Annotated in this window: 15 protein-coding genes; 6 read left to right on the top strand and 9 right to left on the bottom strand. The window is 71.0% G+C overall.

Going from position 1 to position 15,279, the window contains the following annotated elements:
* Positions 1 to 76: 76 nt before the first annotated feature.
* From ACN6LB_RS12865 to ACN6LB_RS12855, 3 genes are all read right to left on the bottom strand, one after another.
* On the bottom strand, positions 77 to 997 hold the full coding sequence (locus ACN6LB_RS12865; protein WP_445025934.1) for a DUF5829 family protein: 921 nt from the start codon (positions 995 to 997) through the stop codon (positions 77 to 79).
* 142 nt (positions 998 to 1,139) lie between these two features.
* Positions 1,140 to 1,808 carry a peptide-methionine (S)-S-oxide reductase MsrA gene (gene msrA, locus ACN6LB_RS12860; RefSeq protein WP_356140859.1) on the bottom strand — a complete coding sequence of 223 codons (669 nt, stop codon included), beginning with the start codon at positions 1,806 to 1,808 and terminating at the stop codon, positions 1,140 to 1,142.
* A 117-nt stretch (positions 1,809 to 1,925) separates the two neighbouring features.
* Entirely contained in the window at positions 1,926 to 3,044 is a 1,119-nt protein-coding gene (locus tag ACN6LB_RS12855; protein WP_445025917.1) for a hypothetical protein, read from the bottom strand.
* Positions 3,045 to 3,242: 198 nt separating this feature from the next.
* Here ACN6LB_RS12855 and ACN6LB_RS12850 point away from each other — a divergent pair, with 198 nt between their 5' ends.
* Positions 3,243 to 4,397 (top strand): cystathionine gamma-synthase, encoded by a 1,155-nt coding sequence (locus ACN6LB_RS12850; protein ID WP_356140863.1) that lies wholly within the window; start codon positions 3,243 to 3,245, stop codon positions 4,395 to 4,397.
* A 46-nt stretch (positions 4,398 to 4,443) separates the two neighbouring features.
* Here the strand turns inward: ACN6LB_RS12850 and ACN6LB_RS12845 are convergent, their stop codons facing one another.
* The 3 genes from ACN6LB_RS12845 to ACN6LB_RS12835 all read right to left on the bottom strand — a co-directional run bounded on the left by ACN6LB_RS12845 (position 4,444) and on the right by ACN6LB_RS12835 (position 5,979).
* Positions 4,444 to 4,692, bottom strand: a complete 249-nt coding sequence (locus ACN6LB_RS12845; RefSeq protein WP_356140865.1) for a hypothetical protein — start codon at positions 4,690 to 4,692, stop codon at positions 4,444 to 4,446.
* Positions 4,689 to 5,186 carry a sigma factor-like helix-turn-helix DNA-binding protein gene (locus ACN6LB_RS12840; protein ID WP_356140867.1) on the bottom strand — a complete coding sequence of 166 codons (498 nt, stop codon included), beginning with the start codon at positions 5,184 to 5,186 and terminating at the stop codon, positions 4,689 to 4,691. Before ACN6LB_RS12840 ends, ACN6LB_RS12845 begins: the two co-directional genes overlap by 4 nt.
* Before the next feature lie 286 nt (positions 5,187 to 5,472).
* Positions 5,473 to 5,979, bottom strand: coding sequence for a MarR family winged helix-turn-helix transcriptional regulator (locus ACN6LB_RS12835; protein ID WP_356140902.1), 507 nt, complete (start codon positions 5,977 to 5,979; stop codon positions 5,473 to 5,475).
* A gap of 163 nt (positions 5,980 to 6,142) precedes the next feature.
* Here ACN6LB_RS12835 and ilvA point away from each other — a divergent pair, with 163 nt between their 5' ends.
* The 3 genes from ilvA to ACN6LB_RS12820 all read left to right on the top strand — a co-directional run bounded on the left by ilvA (position 6,143) and on the right by ACN6LB_RS12820 (position 9,427).
* On the top strand, positions 6,143 to 7,372 hold the full coding sequence (gene ilvA / locus ACN6LB_RS12830; RefSeq protein ID WP_445025916.1) for a threonine ammonia-lyase: 1,230 nt from the start codon (positions 6,143 to 6,145) through the stop codon (positions 7,370 to 7,372).
* Positions 7,373 to 7,562: 190 nt separating this feature from the next.
* Positions 7,563 to 8,573, top strand: coding sequence for an ATP-binding cassette domain-containing protein (locus ACN6LB_RS12825; protein ID WP_356140871.1), 1,011 nt, complete (start codon positions 7,563 to 7,565; stop codon positions 8,571 to 8,573).
* Positions 8,570 to 9,427, top strand: coding sequence for an ABC transporter permease (locus tag ACN6LB_RS12820; RefSeq protein WP_445025915.1), 858 nt, complete (start codon positions 8,570 to 8,572; stop codon positions 9,425 to 9,427). The genes ACN6LB_RS12825 and ACN6LB_RS12820 overlap by 4 nt, the downstream gene beginning before the upstream one ends.
* 97 nt (positions 9,428 to 9,524) lie before the next feature.
* On the opposite strand, the gene greA is transcribed toward ACN6LB_RS12820, so the two are convergent.
* Together greA and ACN6LB_RS12810 are read right to left on the bottom strand one after the other, a co-directional pair.
* Positions 9,525 to 10,022 carry a transcription elongation factor GreA gene (gene greA, locus ACN6LB_RS12815; protein WP_445025914.1) on the bottom strand — a complete coding sequence of 166 codons (498 nt, stop codon included), beginning with the start codon at positions 10,020 to 10,022 and terminating at the stop codon, positions 9,525 to 9,527.
* Between the two features lie 168 nt (positions 10,023 to 10,190).
* The gene (locus tag ACN6LB_RS12810) at positions 10,191 to 10,589 is read right to left on the bottom strand and encodes a DUF4307 domain-containing protein (protein ID WP_356140876.1); all 399 of its coding nucleotides are present in this window, start codon (positions 10,587 to 10,589) and stop codon (positions 10,191 to 10,193) included.
* 176 nt (positions 10,590 to 10,765) lie between these two features.
* On the opposite strand from ACN6LB_RS12810, the gene mca reads away from it, so the two are divergent.
* Positions 10,766 to 11,647, top strand: coding sequence for a mycothiol conjugate amidase Mca (gene mca / locus ACN6LB_RS12805; RefSeq protein WP_445025913.1), 882 nt, complete (start codon positions 10,766 to 10,768; stop codon positions 11,645 to 11,647).
* Positions 11,640 to 11,909: a hypothetical protein gene (locus ACN6LB_RS12800; protein WP_356140880.1), complete on the top strand. Its 270-nt coding sequence runs from the start codon at positions 11,640 to 11,642 to the stop codon at positions 11,907 to 11,909. Before mca ends, ACN6LB_RS12800 begins: the two co-directional genes overlap by 8 nt.
* 119 nt (positions 11,910 to 12,028) lie before the next feature.
* On the opposite strand, the gene ACN6LB_RS12795 is transcribed toward ACN6LB_RS12800, so the two are convergent.
* The gene (locus ACN6LB_RS12795; protein ID WP_445025912.1) at positions 12,029 to 15,268 is read right to left on the bottom strand and encodes a tetratricopeptide repeat protein; all 3,240 of its coding nucleotides are present in this window, start codon (positions 15,266 to 15,268) and stop codon (positions 12,029 to 12,031) included.
* Between the last annotated feature and the right edge of the window lie 11 nt (positions 15,269 to 15,279).

Genomic DNA, 15,279 nt, shown 5'->3' with positions numbered 1-15,279 from the left:
CAACAATCGTTTCGATACCGTTCGAACTGTGAGTACGGGGGGGGCGCGCCCCCGACGAGAGCGCGCCCCGCACCGCCTACTCGGTGCCGTTCTCCGCGAACTTCCACACGGCGTGGCTGCCCGGGCCGACGACGAGGTCCGAGCTGCCGATCCGTTCCACGTGCCGGTCCTTCACGGGACGGTTGAGCGACAGGTCGATCTGACGCAGACCCGCCTGGTCGCGCGTGACGGCGTCGAACCGGATGGTGGTGCCGCCACGCTCGGCGACGACGCCACCGCCCGCCACGGTCCGGACGGTGAACCCGCCGGCTCGCAGCAGTGGCACGGTGTCGGCGAGGTCGCCTTCGGTGACTGCGAGGCGGACAGAGGTGACGTCACGCATCAGATGCGTGCGGTAGTCGTCGGACAGGTAGCGCTCCCGGCCGACGTCACCGGGGAAGCTCGCCGGCTCGGTCTTGCCGCGCGGGTCGGCGAAGTACTCGGGCCGGTACTCCATCGCCCAGGCTCCGAAGGCGTCGTACTCCTCGGTGGTGAGGATGGCGTCGAACCAGGGCACGGGGACGCCGTCGCCGAAGTCTCGCGTCTGGAGGAACGAGACGGGGTCGGCGACGCCCTCGTCCTTCAGCCGCTCGGTGACCGTCGCCAGGTCTCCTGCCCGCTCGGTCGAGAGGCCCAGCCCGGCGGAGCCGAGGGTGCCGTCCTGGCCGGGGATGTCACCGACCCCGAACAGTTCGAGATAGGTCTCGCGGCCCATCAGATAGCGACCGGTCCAGGTCCGTCCGCCCGTACCGGTCGTGGTGCGGACCTGGAAGTTGGCGAAGTCCCGCAGATAGTCGGAGTGCTCGATCGCGTCGGCGGTCTCCCGGTCGAGGACTCCGTAGGAGTGGTTGTAGAACAGCAGTTGCCGATCGAGCGACGGCCGGCCCCCCTCGGCCTGCGCCGTCGCCACCCCACCCCCGACGGCACCGGCGAGGGTCATGACCAGCACGATGATCATCCGTAATGTCCGGCGAATCAGCATGCGAGGGATCGTAGGGCGAGTGGAACGCCGTTGCTGTTCTATTCGAACGAGGCCGAAGTGACCGACAGTCGCCGCTCCTGCCACCGCCTCGCCGGCAGCGCGGGGACGACGCCGGAGCTCACCCGTCGGCCTTCGCCACCCCTATCGGGCAGGACACCCCGGTACCGCCGATTCCGCAGTAGCCGGCCGGGTTCTTGTCCAGGTACTGCTGGTGATAGGCCTCGGCCGGGTAGAACACGCGGCCCTCGGCCGGGAGGAGTTCCGTGGTGATCCTGCCGTGGCCCGAGCCGGTCAGGACCCGCTGGTAGGCCTCGCGGGAGGCGGCGGCAGTGGCGGCCTGGGCGGGGGTGTGGGTGTGGATGGCGGAGCGGTACTGGGTGCCCACGTCGTTGCCCTGGCGGAAGCCCTGGGTCGGGTTGTGCGACTCCCAGAAGACCTTCAGGAGCTCCTCGTAGGAGATCTCGGAGGGGTCGTAGACCACGCGGACCGCTTCCGTGTGGCCGGTCAGACCCGAGCAGGCCTCTTCGTAGGTGGGGTTCTCGGTGAAACCGCCCTGGTAGCCGACGAGCGTCGTGTGGATGCCCTTCGGGAGCTGCCAGAACTTGCGCTCGGCACCCCAGAAACAGCCCATGCCGAAGTCGGCGATCTCCAGTCCCTCGGGGTACGGGCCGAGGAGCGGGGTGCCGAGGACGGTGTGCCGGTCGGGGACCGTGAAGATCGGCTCCGGCCGGCCGCGCAGAGCCTGCTCGGCGGTCGGGAGCTGCGGGATACGGCTGTGCAGGAACATGCGGTCTCCACGAGGTCCGGTCCGGGGGGTGGGGGCAGGGGCGTCAACGTACGAACCCCGTCCGGCATTCCTGGACGGGGTTCGGGACGGGGAGCCGGCGAGGGGCCGACGCAGGCCTCAGTGCGGCAGGGTCGCGGGGTTGCCGCCGTTCGCCTCGTAGCCCGCGACCGCGAGGGCCCGGTATATCGCGTAGTCCGCCGCCGGGTCGGGGGTGAGCGTCCAGGGCAGGGCGCCGACGTGACCGTCCACGTGCACCAGCTGGTTCATCGCCTCCGACCAGCGCTCGCCGCGGACCAGGAAGAAGACCAGGAGGTGGCGGACATACGCCAGCATCGGGTCGTCGGCGCGGGCCGCGTGCACCGCGAAGAGCGCGCCGTGCACCGCCTTCGTGACGACCTCGCTCTGGTAGAAGCTGCGGACCAGGTTCACCTCGGGGAGGTGCTCGAAGACCGCGAAGAGAGGCATGGCGGCCAGCAGGGAGCCCTGCGGGGCGCGCGCGGCGGCCGCCTCCGCGAAGGAGTACGCCACCTCGCGCGAGCCGTGCCACTTCTCGCACCAGTAGTGCAGGGCCGCGAGGTGTGCGCCCATGTGGGCGGGGGCGCGGTCCAGGATCTTCAGCCAGAGCTTCTCGAACTCCGGCTGCGGATAGGCCAGTCCGCGCGCCACGGAGAGCTCGATGACGTACGGGATCGGGTCACCGGGGGACAGCAGCGCCGCCTCGTCGCACGCCGCCTTCGCCTCCTCCATGATGATCCGGAACTCGTCCGTCCCCGGCGTCGACGTCCGCCACGCCTGCTGCACCAGGAACTCCGCGTGCACCGCCGCGCCGCCCGCGTCCTTGGGCGCCTCGGCCCGCCACACCCGCAGCCACTGCCCGCCGGGCGTCTCGCTGACCCCGCCCGGGCGCTGCTGCAGCTCCAGCGACGCGGCGCCCGCGAAGGCCTGCACGCGCTGCCAGCGCCGGTCGCCCTCGACCTCCGTGCCGGCCAGGAGCTGGGACGCCGCCCGGTACTCCTGGGTCTGCTGCACCACGTTCAGTACGTCCAGCAGGTCGGCGTCCGGGCCGGGCATGCGGATGTCCAGCTCCTCCTGCCGCAGGAATCCGTAGTTCGCCGGGTCCGCGGCGTCCGGGTCGCCGGGCGAGACCAGCTGCAAACCGGCGCGCCTGCGCCTGAGGACGGGCAGCAGAACCATGCTGAACATGGCCAGCGCCATCAGGACCCAGAGAATCTCCATGCCACAAGCGAACCAGACGGGTCCGACAATTGGCGAACCCGGGCGCCGCCGACCGGCGCCGGAGCCGCCCGGACGGGGTCCGTCGCTCCGGTCGGTGCCCCTCCGTACCCCCCGCGCCCCCGTCTTCGTACCCCTGTCCGCCGCCCCCGCACCCCCGTGTGCCGTCATCAGCCCCGCGGGCGCACTACCCTCGGGCCCATGAGCGACAGGCACATCAGTCAGCACTTCGAGACTCTGGCGATCCACGCGGGCAACACCGCCGATCCCCTCACCGGCGCGGTCGTCCCGCCGATCTACCAGGTCTCGACCTACAAGCAGGACGGCGTCGGCGGGTTGCGCGGCGGCTACGAGTACAGCCGTAGCGCCAACCCCACCAGGACCGCCCTGGAAGAGAACCTCGCCGCCCTGGAGGGCGGTCGCCGAGGCCTCGCGTTCGCGTCCGGACTGGCTGCCGAGGACTGCCTGCTGCGTACGCTGCTCAGCCCCGGCGACCACGTGGTCATCCCGAACGACGCGTACGGCGGCACGTTCCGCCTCTTCGCGAAGGTCGTCTCCCGGTGGGGCGTCGAGTGGTCCGTCGCCGACACCAGCGACCCGGCGTCCGTACGGGCGGCCCTCACCCCGAAGACGAAGGTCATCTGGGTGGAGACGCCCTCCAACCCCCTTCTCGGCATCACCGACATCGCCGTGGTCGCGCAGATCGCGCGCGAGGCGGGCGCCCGGCTGGTCGTCGACAACACCTTCGCCACGCCCTACCTCCAGCAGCCGCTGGCGCTCGGCGCGGACGTCGTCGTGCACTCGCTGACCAAGTACATGGGCGGCCACTCGGACGTCGTCGGTGGCGCGCTGATCACCGGTGACCAGGAGCTGGGCGAGGAGCTGGCCTACCACCAGAACGCGATGGGCGCGGTCGCCGGGCCCTTCGACTCGTGGCTGGTGCTGCGCGGCGCCAAGACGCTCTCCGTGCGCATGGACCGGCACAGCGAGAACGCCGGCAAGGTCGCCGAGATGCTCACCCGGCACGCGCGCGTGACCAAGGTGCTGTACCCGGGTCTGCCGGAGCACCCCGGTCACGAGGTCGCGGCCAAGCAGATGCGGTCGTTCGGCGGCATGATCTCCTTCCGCGTCGCGGGCGGCGAGGAGGCTGCGGTCGAGGTCTGCAACCGCGCCAAGGTGTTCACGCTCGGCGAGTCCCTCGGCGGCGTCGAGTCGCTGATCGAGCACCCCGGGCGCATGACGCACGCGTCGGTGGCCGGCTCGGCGCTCGAGGTGCCCGGCGACCTCGTGCGCCTCTCCGTGGGCATCGAGAACGTCGACGACCTGCTGGAGGACCTGCAGCAGGCGATCGGCTAGGACCTGCAACAGGCCCTGGATCCGAGAGGGCCCGACAGGGCCCGTCTCACCAGCCGGTGAGGGGTGGAGTCGTGTCCGACGGCGGCTCCACCCAGGGGCGGGCCATCGTCGCCCAGACGATGAAGGCGACCGTCGCGGCGAACAGCGTCAGCCACAGCAGCCGGCGGGCGATCGTCCTGCGCCGCTGCATACGGCCGCCGCGGCGCACGACGTCCGCGTACAGGTCCACCGGCACCTGGGGCGACGCCTGCTCCAGCATCCGGCGGACGGCCGCCTCGCGTTCGGGCAGGTTCATGACGGGGCCACCTTCGCGATCGCCGGGGCCGGACCGCGTGGCGGGTGCAGCAGTGTCGCCATCGCGCGGGCGCAGATCGCCCGCACCCGTTCCGTGGGGAGCCCGAGCAGCGCCGCCGTCTGCTCCTCGGCGACCCCCTCGTACATCCTGAGGACCAGCACCAGCCGCTCCTGCGGCGTCAGCCGGGCCAGCACCGTGTCGGCGCTCGCCCGGGACCGCCCGAGGGCGCCGTACTGGTGCCATGCCCCGCGCGCGAAGCGGACCGCCAGGTGCTGGCGGGCGCGGGCGTAGGGGTCCTCGCCACGCAGCCGGTCCCAGGACGCGTACGTGCGGGCGAGGGACAGGGTCAGCAGGCGCCGCGCGCGCGGGTTGTCGTCCGGCGCCTCCGCCGTCAGCAGCGTGGCGGCATGCAGCAGCCGCCCGGCCGCGCCCGCGACGAACGCCTCGAACTCCCGGGCCCGGCGGGCGCCTTGGGACGCATGCCGTTCTCGCACCACGCCTCCGCCTGAGGACAACCCTGAGGGAAACAGGGACCCGGCCGTGTGCGACATGCCAGACGACGTACGAGGACGACCTGCCCGACCGCGTACGACTGGGACCCGGTCTCATATGAGGCCAGATGTGGCCTTCCGGTCAAGAGTTCGGCGCACATGCACGCGCGCGGGTCGGACGCGCATGCACGCGCGCGTGCCCTGCGCCCACCCGTGCACGCGCGCCCGGCGCACCCGCACGCGCGCGTGGAGGCGTGCCGGGAGAGCGGGCGCCCGGCACGCCGTACGGCTACGAGGCCGGCGAGGGTTCCGCGACCGGTAGGCCCTGTGCGGCCTGGCGGGCGGAGAGCGCGCCGTTGAAGCGCGTGAGGAGCGTGCAGAACGCCTCGCGCTCCTCCGGCGCCCAGTCGTGTGTCAACTCGGCCATCAACTGACGCCTGGAGGAGCGCACTTCGTCGAGGCGGGCCTGCCCGCGCGGCGACAGCTGAAGCACCACGGCGCGCCCGTCCTCCGGGTGGGAGGTGCGCTTGACGAGCCCCGTGTCGACCAGCGGGGCCACCTGCCGCGTGACCGTCGAGGAGTCGATTCCCATGCTCGCGGCGAGCGCCTTGACGCCCATCGGGCCTTCCTTGTCGAGGCGGTTGAGCAGCAGGTATGCGGCCCGGTCCATGGAGTTGCGTACCTGCCCGACTCCACCGAGCCGGGTCTGTTCGGCACGACGCGCGAACACCGCGACCTCGTGCTGCAGCGTGTCGAGGAGACCGGGATCACCGACGGTCGTCATGTCCATCGACATTTCAGGTGTTGTGGGCATGGCCGGGGGCTCAATTCATGCGTGGGGAGCTGGGTTGGGGGACAGGGTACGCGGCCGGGAGGCGGGTCGTACCGACGCTGCGCAAACCAGTCTCGGGCCTTGGTCACACCGGGTGTGGCCGGACGTGAACTGCGAGACTGGTGTCATGAGCTACCGCACGGCCGACTCCCTGCCCACCGTCACGCTCGACGATGTACGCGGCGCCCAGAAGATGCTCGCGGGCGTGGCGCGGGCGACGGCGATGGAGGGCAGCCGGCACCTGTCCCGGCTGGTGGGCGCGCCGGTGCACTTCAAGTGCGAGAACCTGCAGCGCACGGGCTCGTTCAAGCTGCGTGGCGCATATGTGCGCATCGCCGGGCTGCTTCCCGAGGAGCGCGCCGCGGGGGTCGTCGCCGCGAGCGCGGGAAACCACGCGCAGGGGGTCGCCCTCGCCTCCTCGCTGCTCGGTGTGCGCTCGACGGTCTTCATGCCCGTGGGAGCCCCGCTGCCGAAGGTCGCCGCCACGCGCGAGTACGGCGCCGAGGTGAGGATGCACGGGCAGGTGGTGGACGAGACGCTGGCCGCCGCGCAGGAGTACGCGCAGGAGACGGGCGCGGTGTTCATCCACCCGTTCGACCACGCCGACATCATCGCCGGCCAGGGCACGGTCGGCCTGGAGATCCTGGAGCAGTGCCCCGAGGTGCGCACGATCGTCGTGGGGGTCGGCGGGGGAGGGCTGGCCGCGGGCATCGCGGTCGCGGTGAAGGCGCTGCGCCCGGACGTGCGGATCATCGGCGTGCAGGCGGCGGGCGCCGCGGCGTACCCGCCCTCGCTGGCGGCCGGGCGGCCGGTGTCGATCGAGAACCCGGCGACGATGGCCGACGGGATCAAGGTCGGGCGCCCCGGTGACGTGCCGTTCCAGCTCGTCACCGACCTGGTGGACGAGGTCCGTACGGTCTCCGAGGACGAGCTGTCCAGTGCGCTGCTGCTGTGCCTGGAGCGGGCCAAGCTGGTCGTCGAACCGGCGGGTGCGAGCCCGGTCGCGGCGCTGCTGCAGGACCCGGGAGCCTTCGAGGGGCCGGTGGTGGCGGTGTTGTCGGGCGGCAACGTGGACCCGCTGCTGATGCAGCGCCTGCTGCGCCACGGCATGGCGGCCGGGGGCCGCTATCTGGCGGTCCGGCTACGGCTGACGGACCGGCCGGGTGCCCTGGCGACGCTTCTCGGGGTGTTGTCAGTGGTCGACGCTAACGTCCTCGATGTGAGCCACGTACGGACCGATCCGCGGCTGGGGCTCACGGAGGCGGAGGTGGAGCTGCACCTGGAGACGAAGGGGCCGGCGCACTGCGTCGAGGTCGGCCGCGCACTGCGGCAGGCGGGCTACACGGTCATCGACTGACGACGACGGACGCCACGGATGCCTCGGACGGCGCCGTAGGCGCAGGTCAGGGCCCTTGTCATACGGAGCCGGTAAATTCTGTTGAGAGACGCGATACATCGCGTTATGGTGTGGCGAACGTCGCCCATTGGGCGGACGAACGGCACAAACCTAGGCTTTTCGAAGAATCCCCAACGACGTGGAGACTGATATGCCAGGCGCCATCTATGCCGAAGGCCTGGTGAAGACCTTCGGTGACGTAAGGGCTCTGGACGGCGTCGACCTCGATGTCCCGGAAGGCACCGTCCTGGGCCTCCTCGGGCCCAACGGCGCAGGGAAGACGACCGCCGTCCGCTGTCTGACGACCCTGCTGCGCCCCGACCGCGGCACGGCGGTCGTGGCAGGCATCGACGTGCTCAAGCATCCCAACGAAGTACGCCGCAAGATCGGCCTCTCGGGGCAGTTCGCCGCGGTCGACGAGTACCTGACCGGCCGCGAGAACCTTCAGATGGTCGGCCAGCTCTACCAGATGAAGGCCAAGGCGGCGAAGGTCCGGGCGGACGAGCTGCTCGACCAGTTCAACCTCGCGGACGCCGCCGACCGCACCGCGAAGACGTACTCGGGCGGAATGCGCCGCCGTCTCGACCTGGCGGCCGCGCTGGTCGTCTCGCCGCCCGTGATGTTCATGGACGAGCCGACGACCGGCCTCGACCCCCGCAACCGCCAGCAGCTGTGGGAGGTCATCAAACAGCTCGTCTCCGGTGGTACGACGCTGCTGCTGACCACCCAGTACCTCGAAGAGGCCGACCACCTCGCGCACGACATCTGCGTCGTCGACCACGGCCGCGTCATCGCCCGCGGCACCGCCGACCAGCTCAAGGCGCAGACCGGCGGCGAGCGCGTCGAGGTCGTCGTGCACGAGCGCGAGCACATCGTGACGGCGTCGGAGGTGCTGCGCGGCTTCGGCAAGGGCGAGACCACGGTCGAGGAGCACACCCGCAAACTCACCGTCCCCGTGACCGGCGGCGCGAAGCTGCTCGCCGAGGTCATCCGCGAGCTGGACGCCCGCGGCATCGAGATCGACGACATCGGCCTGCGCCGCCCCACACTCGACGACGTCTTCCTCTCCCTCACCGGCCACCTCGCCGAGGTGAAGGAAGAGGGCAACGGAGCGACGGAGGACGGCAACGCACGCAAGCACAAGAAGGAGGACGCCAAGTGAGTGCCGTCACCGACGCCGTGCGGACCGCGCCGCCCACGAACCCGATCGGCCAGTCCGTCCGGGACTCGCTGGTCGTCGCCAAACGCAATCTGATCCGTATGAGCCGGATTCCGGAGATGGTCCTTTTCGGACTGATCCAGCCCATCATGTTCGTGGTGCTCTTCACGTACGTCTTCGGCGGCTCGATGAAGATCGGCGACAGCACCGACCCGGACGTCTACAAGAACTTCCTGATGGCCGGCATCTTCGCGCAGACCGTCACCTTCGCCACCGCGGGCGCGGGGGCGGGCATCGCCGACGACATGCACAAGGGGCTCATAGACCGCTTCCGCTCGTTGCCGATGGCGCGCGGTGCGGTACTGACCGGTCGCACCGTCGCCGACCTCGTGCAGACCGCGTTCACCTTGCTGGTCCTCGCGATCGTCGCGCTGCTCGTGGGCTGGCGTCCCGGGTCCGTCGACTCGACCAACCTCGGAAAGATCCTGGGCGGCTTCGGCCTGCTGCTGCTTCTCGGATACGCCTTCACCTGGATCGGCGCGCTCATCGGTCTGTCCGTGCGCACACCGGAGGCGGCGACCTCGGGCGGGCTGATCTGGCTCTTCCCGGTGACATTCCTGTCCAACGCGTTCGTGGACTCCAGCAAGATGACGCCCTGGCTGCGGCACATCGCCGACTGGAACCCCTTCAGCGCCACCGTTCAGGCGTGCCGCAAGCTCTTCGGCGACCCGGGCCTGTCCCCGTCCGACGCCTGGCCGATGCAGCACCCGGTGTGGGCGTCGCTGATCTACTCGATCCTGATCGTCGTCATCTTCCGCACGCTCGCGGTACGCAAATACCGCTCGGCGTCGTCGTGACGTGGAACCGACCGTGACGCGGAACCGACCGTGACCTGGGCATGACGGTGCCCCCGGTGCGTGACCGGGGGCATCGGCGCAGCGGGCGGTTGTGGGCTCAGCCCTGGTACGGCACGGCCTTCAGGATCTTCACCGAGGCGAGCTTGCCGTTCGGCAGCTCGTACTGGCCGTCCTCGCCGACCCTCTTGCCGTTCACGCCGGAACCCAGGGGGGACTGCGGCGAGTAGGTCTCGATGTCGGCGCTCGCGTACTCGCGCGAGGCGAGCAGGAACTCCAGGGTGTCGTCCTCGTCGCCGTCGAAGGCGATGGTCACGACCATGCCGGGTGCCACCACGCCGTCGGCGGCCGGGGCCTCACCGACCTTGGCCTTCTCCAGGAGCTGGGTCAGCTGGCGGATGCGGAGCTCCTGCTTGCCCTGCTCCTCCTTGGCCGCGTGGTACCCGCCGTTCTCGCGCAGGTCGCCCTCCTCGCGTGCAGCCGCGATCTTCACAGTGATCTCGGCGCGCGCGGGACCAGACAGGTACTCCAGCTCATCCTTGAGCTTGGTGTACGCCTCCTGCGTGAGCCAGGTGACGTCGTCGCTGGTCTGGGTCACAGGTGCTCCTCGTAGGTACTGGGAATACAAAGCATCGCCCTACCCAGAAGAATGTTCCTTCACGGATGGGCGAAACCACGAGCCTAACAATTCAGCGGCGGCAGGGGGAGGACATAAGCCATCAGAAATTCATCCACGCAGGTCAGCCGCCAACTGATGGGGGTGATGTCAGTCAGCGTGGCAGCCGAGCAGCTCCGCGGTGGTGCCCCGAGCGGTCGTACGGAGCGTGACGACCTTGTCGATGCGCGAGGAGCGCTGGTCGAAGCGGAAGTCCGCGCGGCCGACCTCGTTCCCGTCGGCGCTCTGCGAACGCAGGGTGCAGTAGCCGCTCGCGTCCTTGTCCTTGCGCACCTCGAGATGCACCTCCACCGCGGTGGCGGAGGAGTCGAAGGTGATCACCTCGGCGCTGATCTTGTTGCTGCCGACGTAGTAGTAGGCGAACCAGCCGACGAGCAGGAGCAGTGCCGCGCCCAGCACACTGCCGATGACCTTGAGCTTGCGGTCGGCACGCTCGTCCGCGGAGCGGCCGTACCGGCCCTCGGGCAGCCGTGTGCTCGCCGTACTCATGATCGTCCTCTCGGCAGGGGGCCGGGGCGAAGGTCCCGGCAGGGATGTCCGGGACGGGGCCCCGGAATTATTCACCCCCCGATTCCGTCACTATAGAAGCCGCCCGAAGCGCCGATTCACACCGGGCGTCTACTTGCCGACCAACGCCGACCGGCCGACTTACTGAGGATCGAGTCTTGACTGACCAGCTGCGACTGATGGCCGTGCACGCCCACCCCGACGACGAGTCGAGCAAGGGCGCGGCCACCATGGCGAAGTATGTGTCCGAGGGGGTGGACGTGCTGGTCGTGACCTGCACGGGCGGGGAGCGCGGCTCCATCCTCAATCCGAAGCTTCAGGGCGACAAGTACATCGAGGAGCACATCCACGAGGTACGCAAGAAGGAGATGGACGAGGCCCGCGAGATCCTCGGCGTCAGGCAGGAGTGGCTCGGTTTCGTGGACTCGGGTCTGCCCGAGGGCGACCCGCTGCCGCCGCTGCCCGACGGCTGCTTCGCGCTGGAGGACGTGGACAAGGCCGCCGGCCGCCTGGTCCGCTCCATCCGCTCCTTCCGCCCTCAGGTGATCACCACCTATGACGAGAACGGCGGCTACCCGCACCCCGACCACATCATGACCCACAAGATCTCCATGGTGGCGTTCGAGGGCGCGGCGGACACCGAGAAGTACCCGGAGTCGGAGTTCGGCCCGGCCTACCAGCCGCAGAAGCTCTACTACAACCAGGGCTTCAACCGTCCGCGCACCGAGGCGCTGCACCAGGCCATGCTGGACCGGGGCCTGGAGTCGCCCTACGGGGACTGGCTGAAGCGCTGGAGCGAGTTCGAGCGGGTCGAGCGCACGCTGACGACGCACGTGCCCTGCGCCGACTTCTACGAGATCCGCGACAAGGCCCTGATCGCGCACGCCACGCAGATCGACCCCGACGGCGGCTGGTTCAAGGTTCCGATGGACCTCCAGAGGGAGGTCTGGCCGACCGAGGAGTACGAGCTCTCGAAGTCCCTCGTCGATACCTCCCTCCCCGAGGACGACCTCTTTGCGGGCATCCGCGACAATGCCTGATATGAGCGCAAGCGCAAGCCTGGCAATGACGCACCTCGTCCCCCTCGCCAAGGAGGTGGACGAGAACAAGGTGACCCCCGGCGTCCTCGGCTTCATCGTCTTCGCGGCGATGGCCCTGGCGGTCTGGGGCCTGATGAAGTCGATGAGCAAGCAGATGGGCAAGGTCGACTTCAAGGAGACCCCGGACGCGAAGGCCGGCTCCCCGTCCGGCGAGGCCTCCGCCAAGGGAACCGGCAAGAACGCCTCGCCCGCCAAGGGCTGAGCAGCATCCGAGCCGTGTGACGGCGTGACCCGATACCCCCGCCGAGCCGAGGGGCCGCGAGTCACGCCGCACGCACTCCTTTGCTCCGGCCGGGGCCGGGAGTCCGGGTGGCGCGGGTCCTAGCGGGGCGACGCCGTCACCCCCACGCCCATGACCTCCCGCGCATGCCGGTTGGGCACCATCCCCAGCCGCCACGCCTGCCACCCCGCGTCCAGATCCACCCCCCGCTCCAGTAGCAGCTGGTACGCCTCCACGTAGTCGTCGAGCTTGCCGTCGCGGGCCGGGTGGCCTGCGCGGGAGAGCTCGTTCAGTTCCTCCTGGGCGACCGCCGTGCCGATCTCGATGCCGCCGGGGGAGGCGTACGGCAGGAGGGTGCAGCGCAGGAAGCGGGCCCAGTCCTCGCCGCGGCGGTCGCCGTACGACGTGAAGAGGTCCACCGCTTCGTCGCACAGAGCCAGGGCCTGCTGCGTACGGGCGTTGCCCGCGTCCACCACGGCCAGCTCCAGGCAGGTCCACGCCTCGCCATGGGCGACGCCGATGCGCTGGAAGTCGGCGCGGGCGTCCACCAGGAGCTGGCGGGCGAAACCGGAGTTGCGCAGCGAGCCCGTCTGGGCGGCCCGTTGGTCGCGGGTCACGCGGGCCGAGTGGTGGCGGGCGCAGGCCAGGCCGTAGACGTCGCGCATCCGGGAGAACATCGTGCGGGAACGTTCCAGTTCGCGGACCGCCTGGGCCAGGTTGCCGGTCTCCTCCAGGGCCTGGCCGAGGTAGTACACCGTCCAGGCCTCACCGCGCGCGTCCTCGTTGTCGCGGTGGCGGGAGGCCGCCTGGCGCAGGCCGTCCACCGCGGGGGACGGGTCGCCGTCGACGAGGCGGGCGCGGGCCAGCTGGGTCAGGGCCCAGGCCTCCCCGCGGGCGTCGCGTGTGCGGCCGTACAGATCGAGGGCCTCGCGCAGTTCCCGCTCGGCGCGCGGTACGTCGCCCATGCGCAGGCTCAGCTGGCCGAGCTGGAAGTGGGCCCACGCCTCGCCGTGCACCGACTCGCCCTCACGGTGCAGGACCAGGGCCTCGGTGAGCAGGTCGAGGGACTGGGCGACATGGGCGCGGTCGCGCTCCACCGCGGCCAGCGCGTGCATCGTCCAGGCGCGGTCGGCCGCCAGGTCGGGGGAGGCCTGGAGGTCAAGGGCCTCCTGGAGCTTGGCGGCGGCCTCCGTGAGGTTGCCCTGGTGGTGCAGGGTGATGCCCAGGGAGCACAACGCCCGTGCCGCGCCCGCGTCGTGGTGTGCCTCGAAGTAGAGGTCGACGACGGAGGAGAGCGTGGTGCGCGCCTTGTCCAGTTCGCCGAGCTGGCGGGCCGCGATGCCGGTGCGCCACTGGACGGAGCGGACCAGGAGGCCCTGGTCGACGGCCTGTGTCAGCTCGCTGATCTCGCCGAGGCGGTAGAGGTCGCCGCGCAGCAGGCAGTAGTCGCACAGGGCGCCGAGGAGGTTGAGGACGGCGGCCTGGTTGACGCCCTCCGCCTGACGCAGGGCAGCCGTGATGAAGCTCGACTCGTCGTCCAGCCAGCGCAGCGCGGCGTCCAGCGAGGTGAACCCGTGCGGGCCGAACTGATCGGCCCGCGTGGACGTCTTGCCGTCGACCAGGCGGATCACCGAGTCCGCCAGCTCCGCGTAGTTGACGATCAGGCGTTCCTGCGCGGCCGTGCGCTCGGACGGTTCCTCCTCGTCCAGCAGCCGTGCCTGGGCGAAGACCCGTACGACGTCGTGCAGGCGGTAGCGGCTGCCGCGGACGTGGTCGATGAGGCCCGCCCGGGACAGGGCGGTGAGGTGGCGGGTGGCCTCCTGCTCGTCCGTGGCCAGCAGGGACGCCGCGGCCGCCGCGCCGAGTGAGGCCCGGCCGGCCAGTGCCAGCCTGCGCAGCAGCCGGCGGGCCATGTCCGTCTGGTCCGTGTAGCGCAGCCAGAGCACGCGCTCGACCGGGTCGACCGGGCCGTACGCCTCCAGGTCGGAGACGAGTTGGCGCGGTGTGCGCGGGCCGAGGGAGGAGCCCGCGATGCGCAGCGCCAGCGGCAGTCCGCCGCACAACTCCCTTACCCGGTCGGTGGATTCGGCGTCGTAGGGGCCCGAGGCGTCCTGCGCGGTGGCGGTCAGCAGTTCCTCGGAGCCCGGCGCGTCCAGTGCCTCCACCGGGAGCTGGTGCACCCAGGCGGCAAGGTCGTCCGGCAGGTCGAGGGGTTCGCGGGCGGTGACGAGGACCAGGCTCTCCGAGCGCTCGGGGACCAGGGTGCGCACCTGCTCGGGATCGGACGCGTCCTCCAGGACGATGGTGACCGCCAGGCCCGTCAGATGCTGGTGGTACAGCTCGCTCAGCCGTCTGACCTGCTGCTCCTGCGAGGCCCGCTCCCGGAAGAGGAGCTGCTCGCGGGGTGCGCCGAGGCGGTTGAGCAGATGGAGCAGCGCGTCGCGGGTGGTGCGCGGCGGCTCCCCCTTCTGCGGCTCGGTGCGCCCCGTCGGCTCACCCGCCGCACTGTCCCCGCGCAGGTCCACCACGCACGCGCCCCGGAACTGGTCCCTGAGGCCGTGGGCCGCGCGGACCGCGAGGGTGCTGCGGCCGGAACCCGGCGCGCCGTGCAGCACCACCACCGTCGGTTTCGTCTCGGTGCTCGCGCGGGCCGCGTGCACCCACTGGGCGATGCGCGCCATCTCGGGCCTGCGCCCCGCGAACGGGCCGTCCGGCTCCGGGAGTTGACCGAAGGACTGCTCCAGGACCGTGCGCCTGCGGGCCGCCGCGCTCTTGTCGGTGCGCCGCAGTTGGGGTGCGCCCTGCTTCGCGCCCGTGGAGGCGCTGAGCACGCGCTGCTGGTCGAGGAACGGGCGGATGCCGCGCACCTCCAGCGCCGTCAGCCACTGCAGGCGCAACTGCTCGGAGCCGCCCGGCTGCCCGAGCGCTCCGGCCCGGCGGCTGGCGGCAGGCAGATGCGACGCCGTCACCTTGGCGACGGTGGCCGCCGCGCCGGCGACCGCGACCGCCGCCCCCGTGCCGAGCGCCGTCCCCGTGTCCGTGCCGAGGGCCAGGTCCGCCGCGACGGCGGCGAGGGCGGCAACGGTCGCCACCAGCAGGGGAGTTCCGGCGCCGTCGCGTGCGTAGCGCTGGGCGAAGGTCAGCCGGCCCGCCTCCGCCTCGTCGAGTGCGCGGGTGTACGCCTCGTACTCCTCGGCGGACGTCTGCGCCATGGCGTCGAGCGCGCCGCGTGCCCGTGACAGGAGCACGCTTCCGTCGGTGCGCCCGCCCGAGCGTCGCACTTCCTCCTCGACGGCCCGGGCCAACAGCCGCTCGGCCTCCGCCCGATGGCTGTCCCGCATGTCACGTCCCC

This window comes from Streptomyces sp. SAS_270, assembly GCF_052543295.1.
Note: the sequence above shows the minus strand (reverse complement) of the source record. Positions and strands in the feature narration are given on the sequence as shown.

Bases quoted from the DNA above. Each gene is read 5' to 3' on its own strand.
- ACN6LB_RS12850 (WP_356140863.1), top strand. From the start codon at position 3,243: ATGAGCGACAGGCACATCAGTCAGCACTTCGAGACTCTGGCGATCCAC.
- ACN6LB_RS12865 (WP_445025934.1), bottom strand. From the start codon at position 997: ATGATCATCGTGCTGGTCATGACCCTCGCCGGTGCCGTCGGGGGTGGG.
- ACN6LB_RS12825 (WP_356140871.1), top strand. From the start codon at position 7,563: ATGCCAGGCGCCATCTATGCCGAAGGCCTGGTGAAGACCTTCGGTGAC.
- ilvA (WP_445025916.1), top strand. From the start codon at position 6,143: ATGAGCTACCGCACGGCCGACTCCCTGCCCACCGTCACGCTCGACGAT.
- ACN6LB_RS12795 (WP_445025912.1), bottom strand. From the start codon at position 15,268: ATGCGGGACAGCCATCGGGCGGAGGCCGAGCGGCTGTTGGCCCGGGCC.
- ACN6LB_RS12835 (WP_356140902.1), bottom strand. From the start codon at position 5,979: ATGTCGATGGACATGACGACCGTCGGTGATCCCGGTCTCCTCGACACG.
- ACN6LB_RS12845 (WP_356140865.1), bottom strand. From the start codon at position 4,692: ATGAACCTGCCCGAACGCGAGGCGGCCGTCCGCCGGATGCTGGAGCAG.
- ACN6LB_RS12855 (WP_445025917.1), bottom strand. From the start codon at position 3,044: ATGGAGATTCTCTGGGTCCTGATGGCGCTGGCCATGTTCAGCATGGTT.
- msrA (WP_356140859.1), bottom strand. From the start codon at position 1,808: ATGTTCCTGCACAGCCGTATCCCGCAGCTCCCGACCGCCGAGCAGGCT.
- ACN6LB_RS12810 (WP_356140876.1), bottom strand. From the start codon at position 10,589: ATGAGTACGGCGAGCACACGGCTGCCCGAGGGCCGGTACGGCCGCTCC.
- ACN6LB_RS12800 (WP_356140880.1), top strand. From the start codon at position 11,640: ATGCCTGATATGAGCGCAAGCGCAAGCCTGGCAATGACGCACCTCGTC.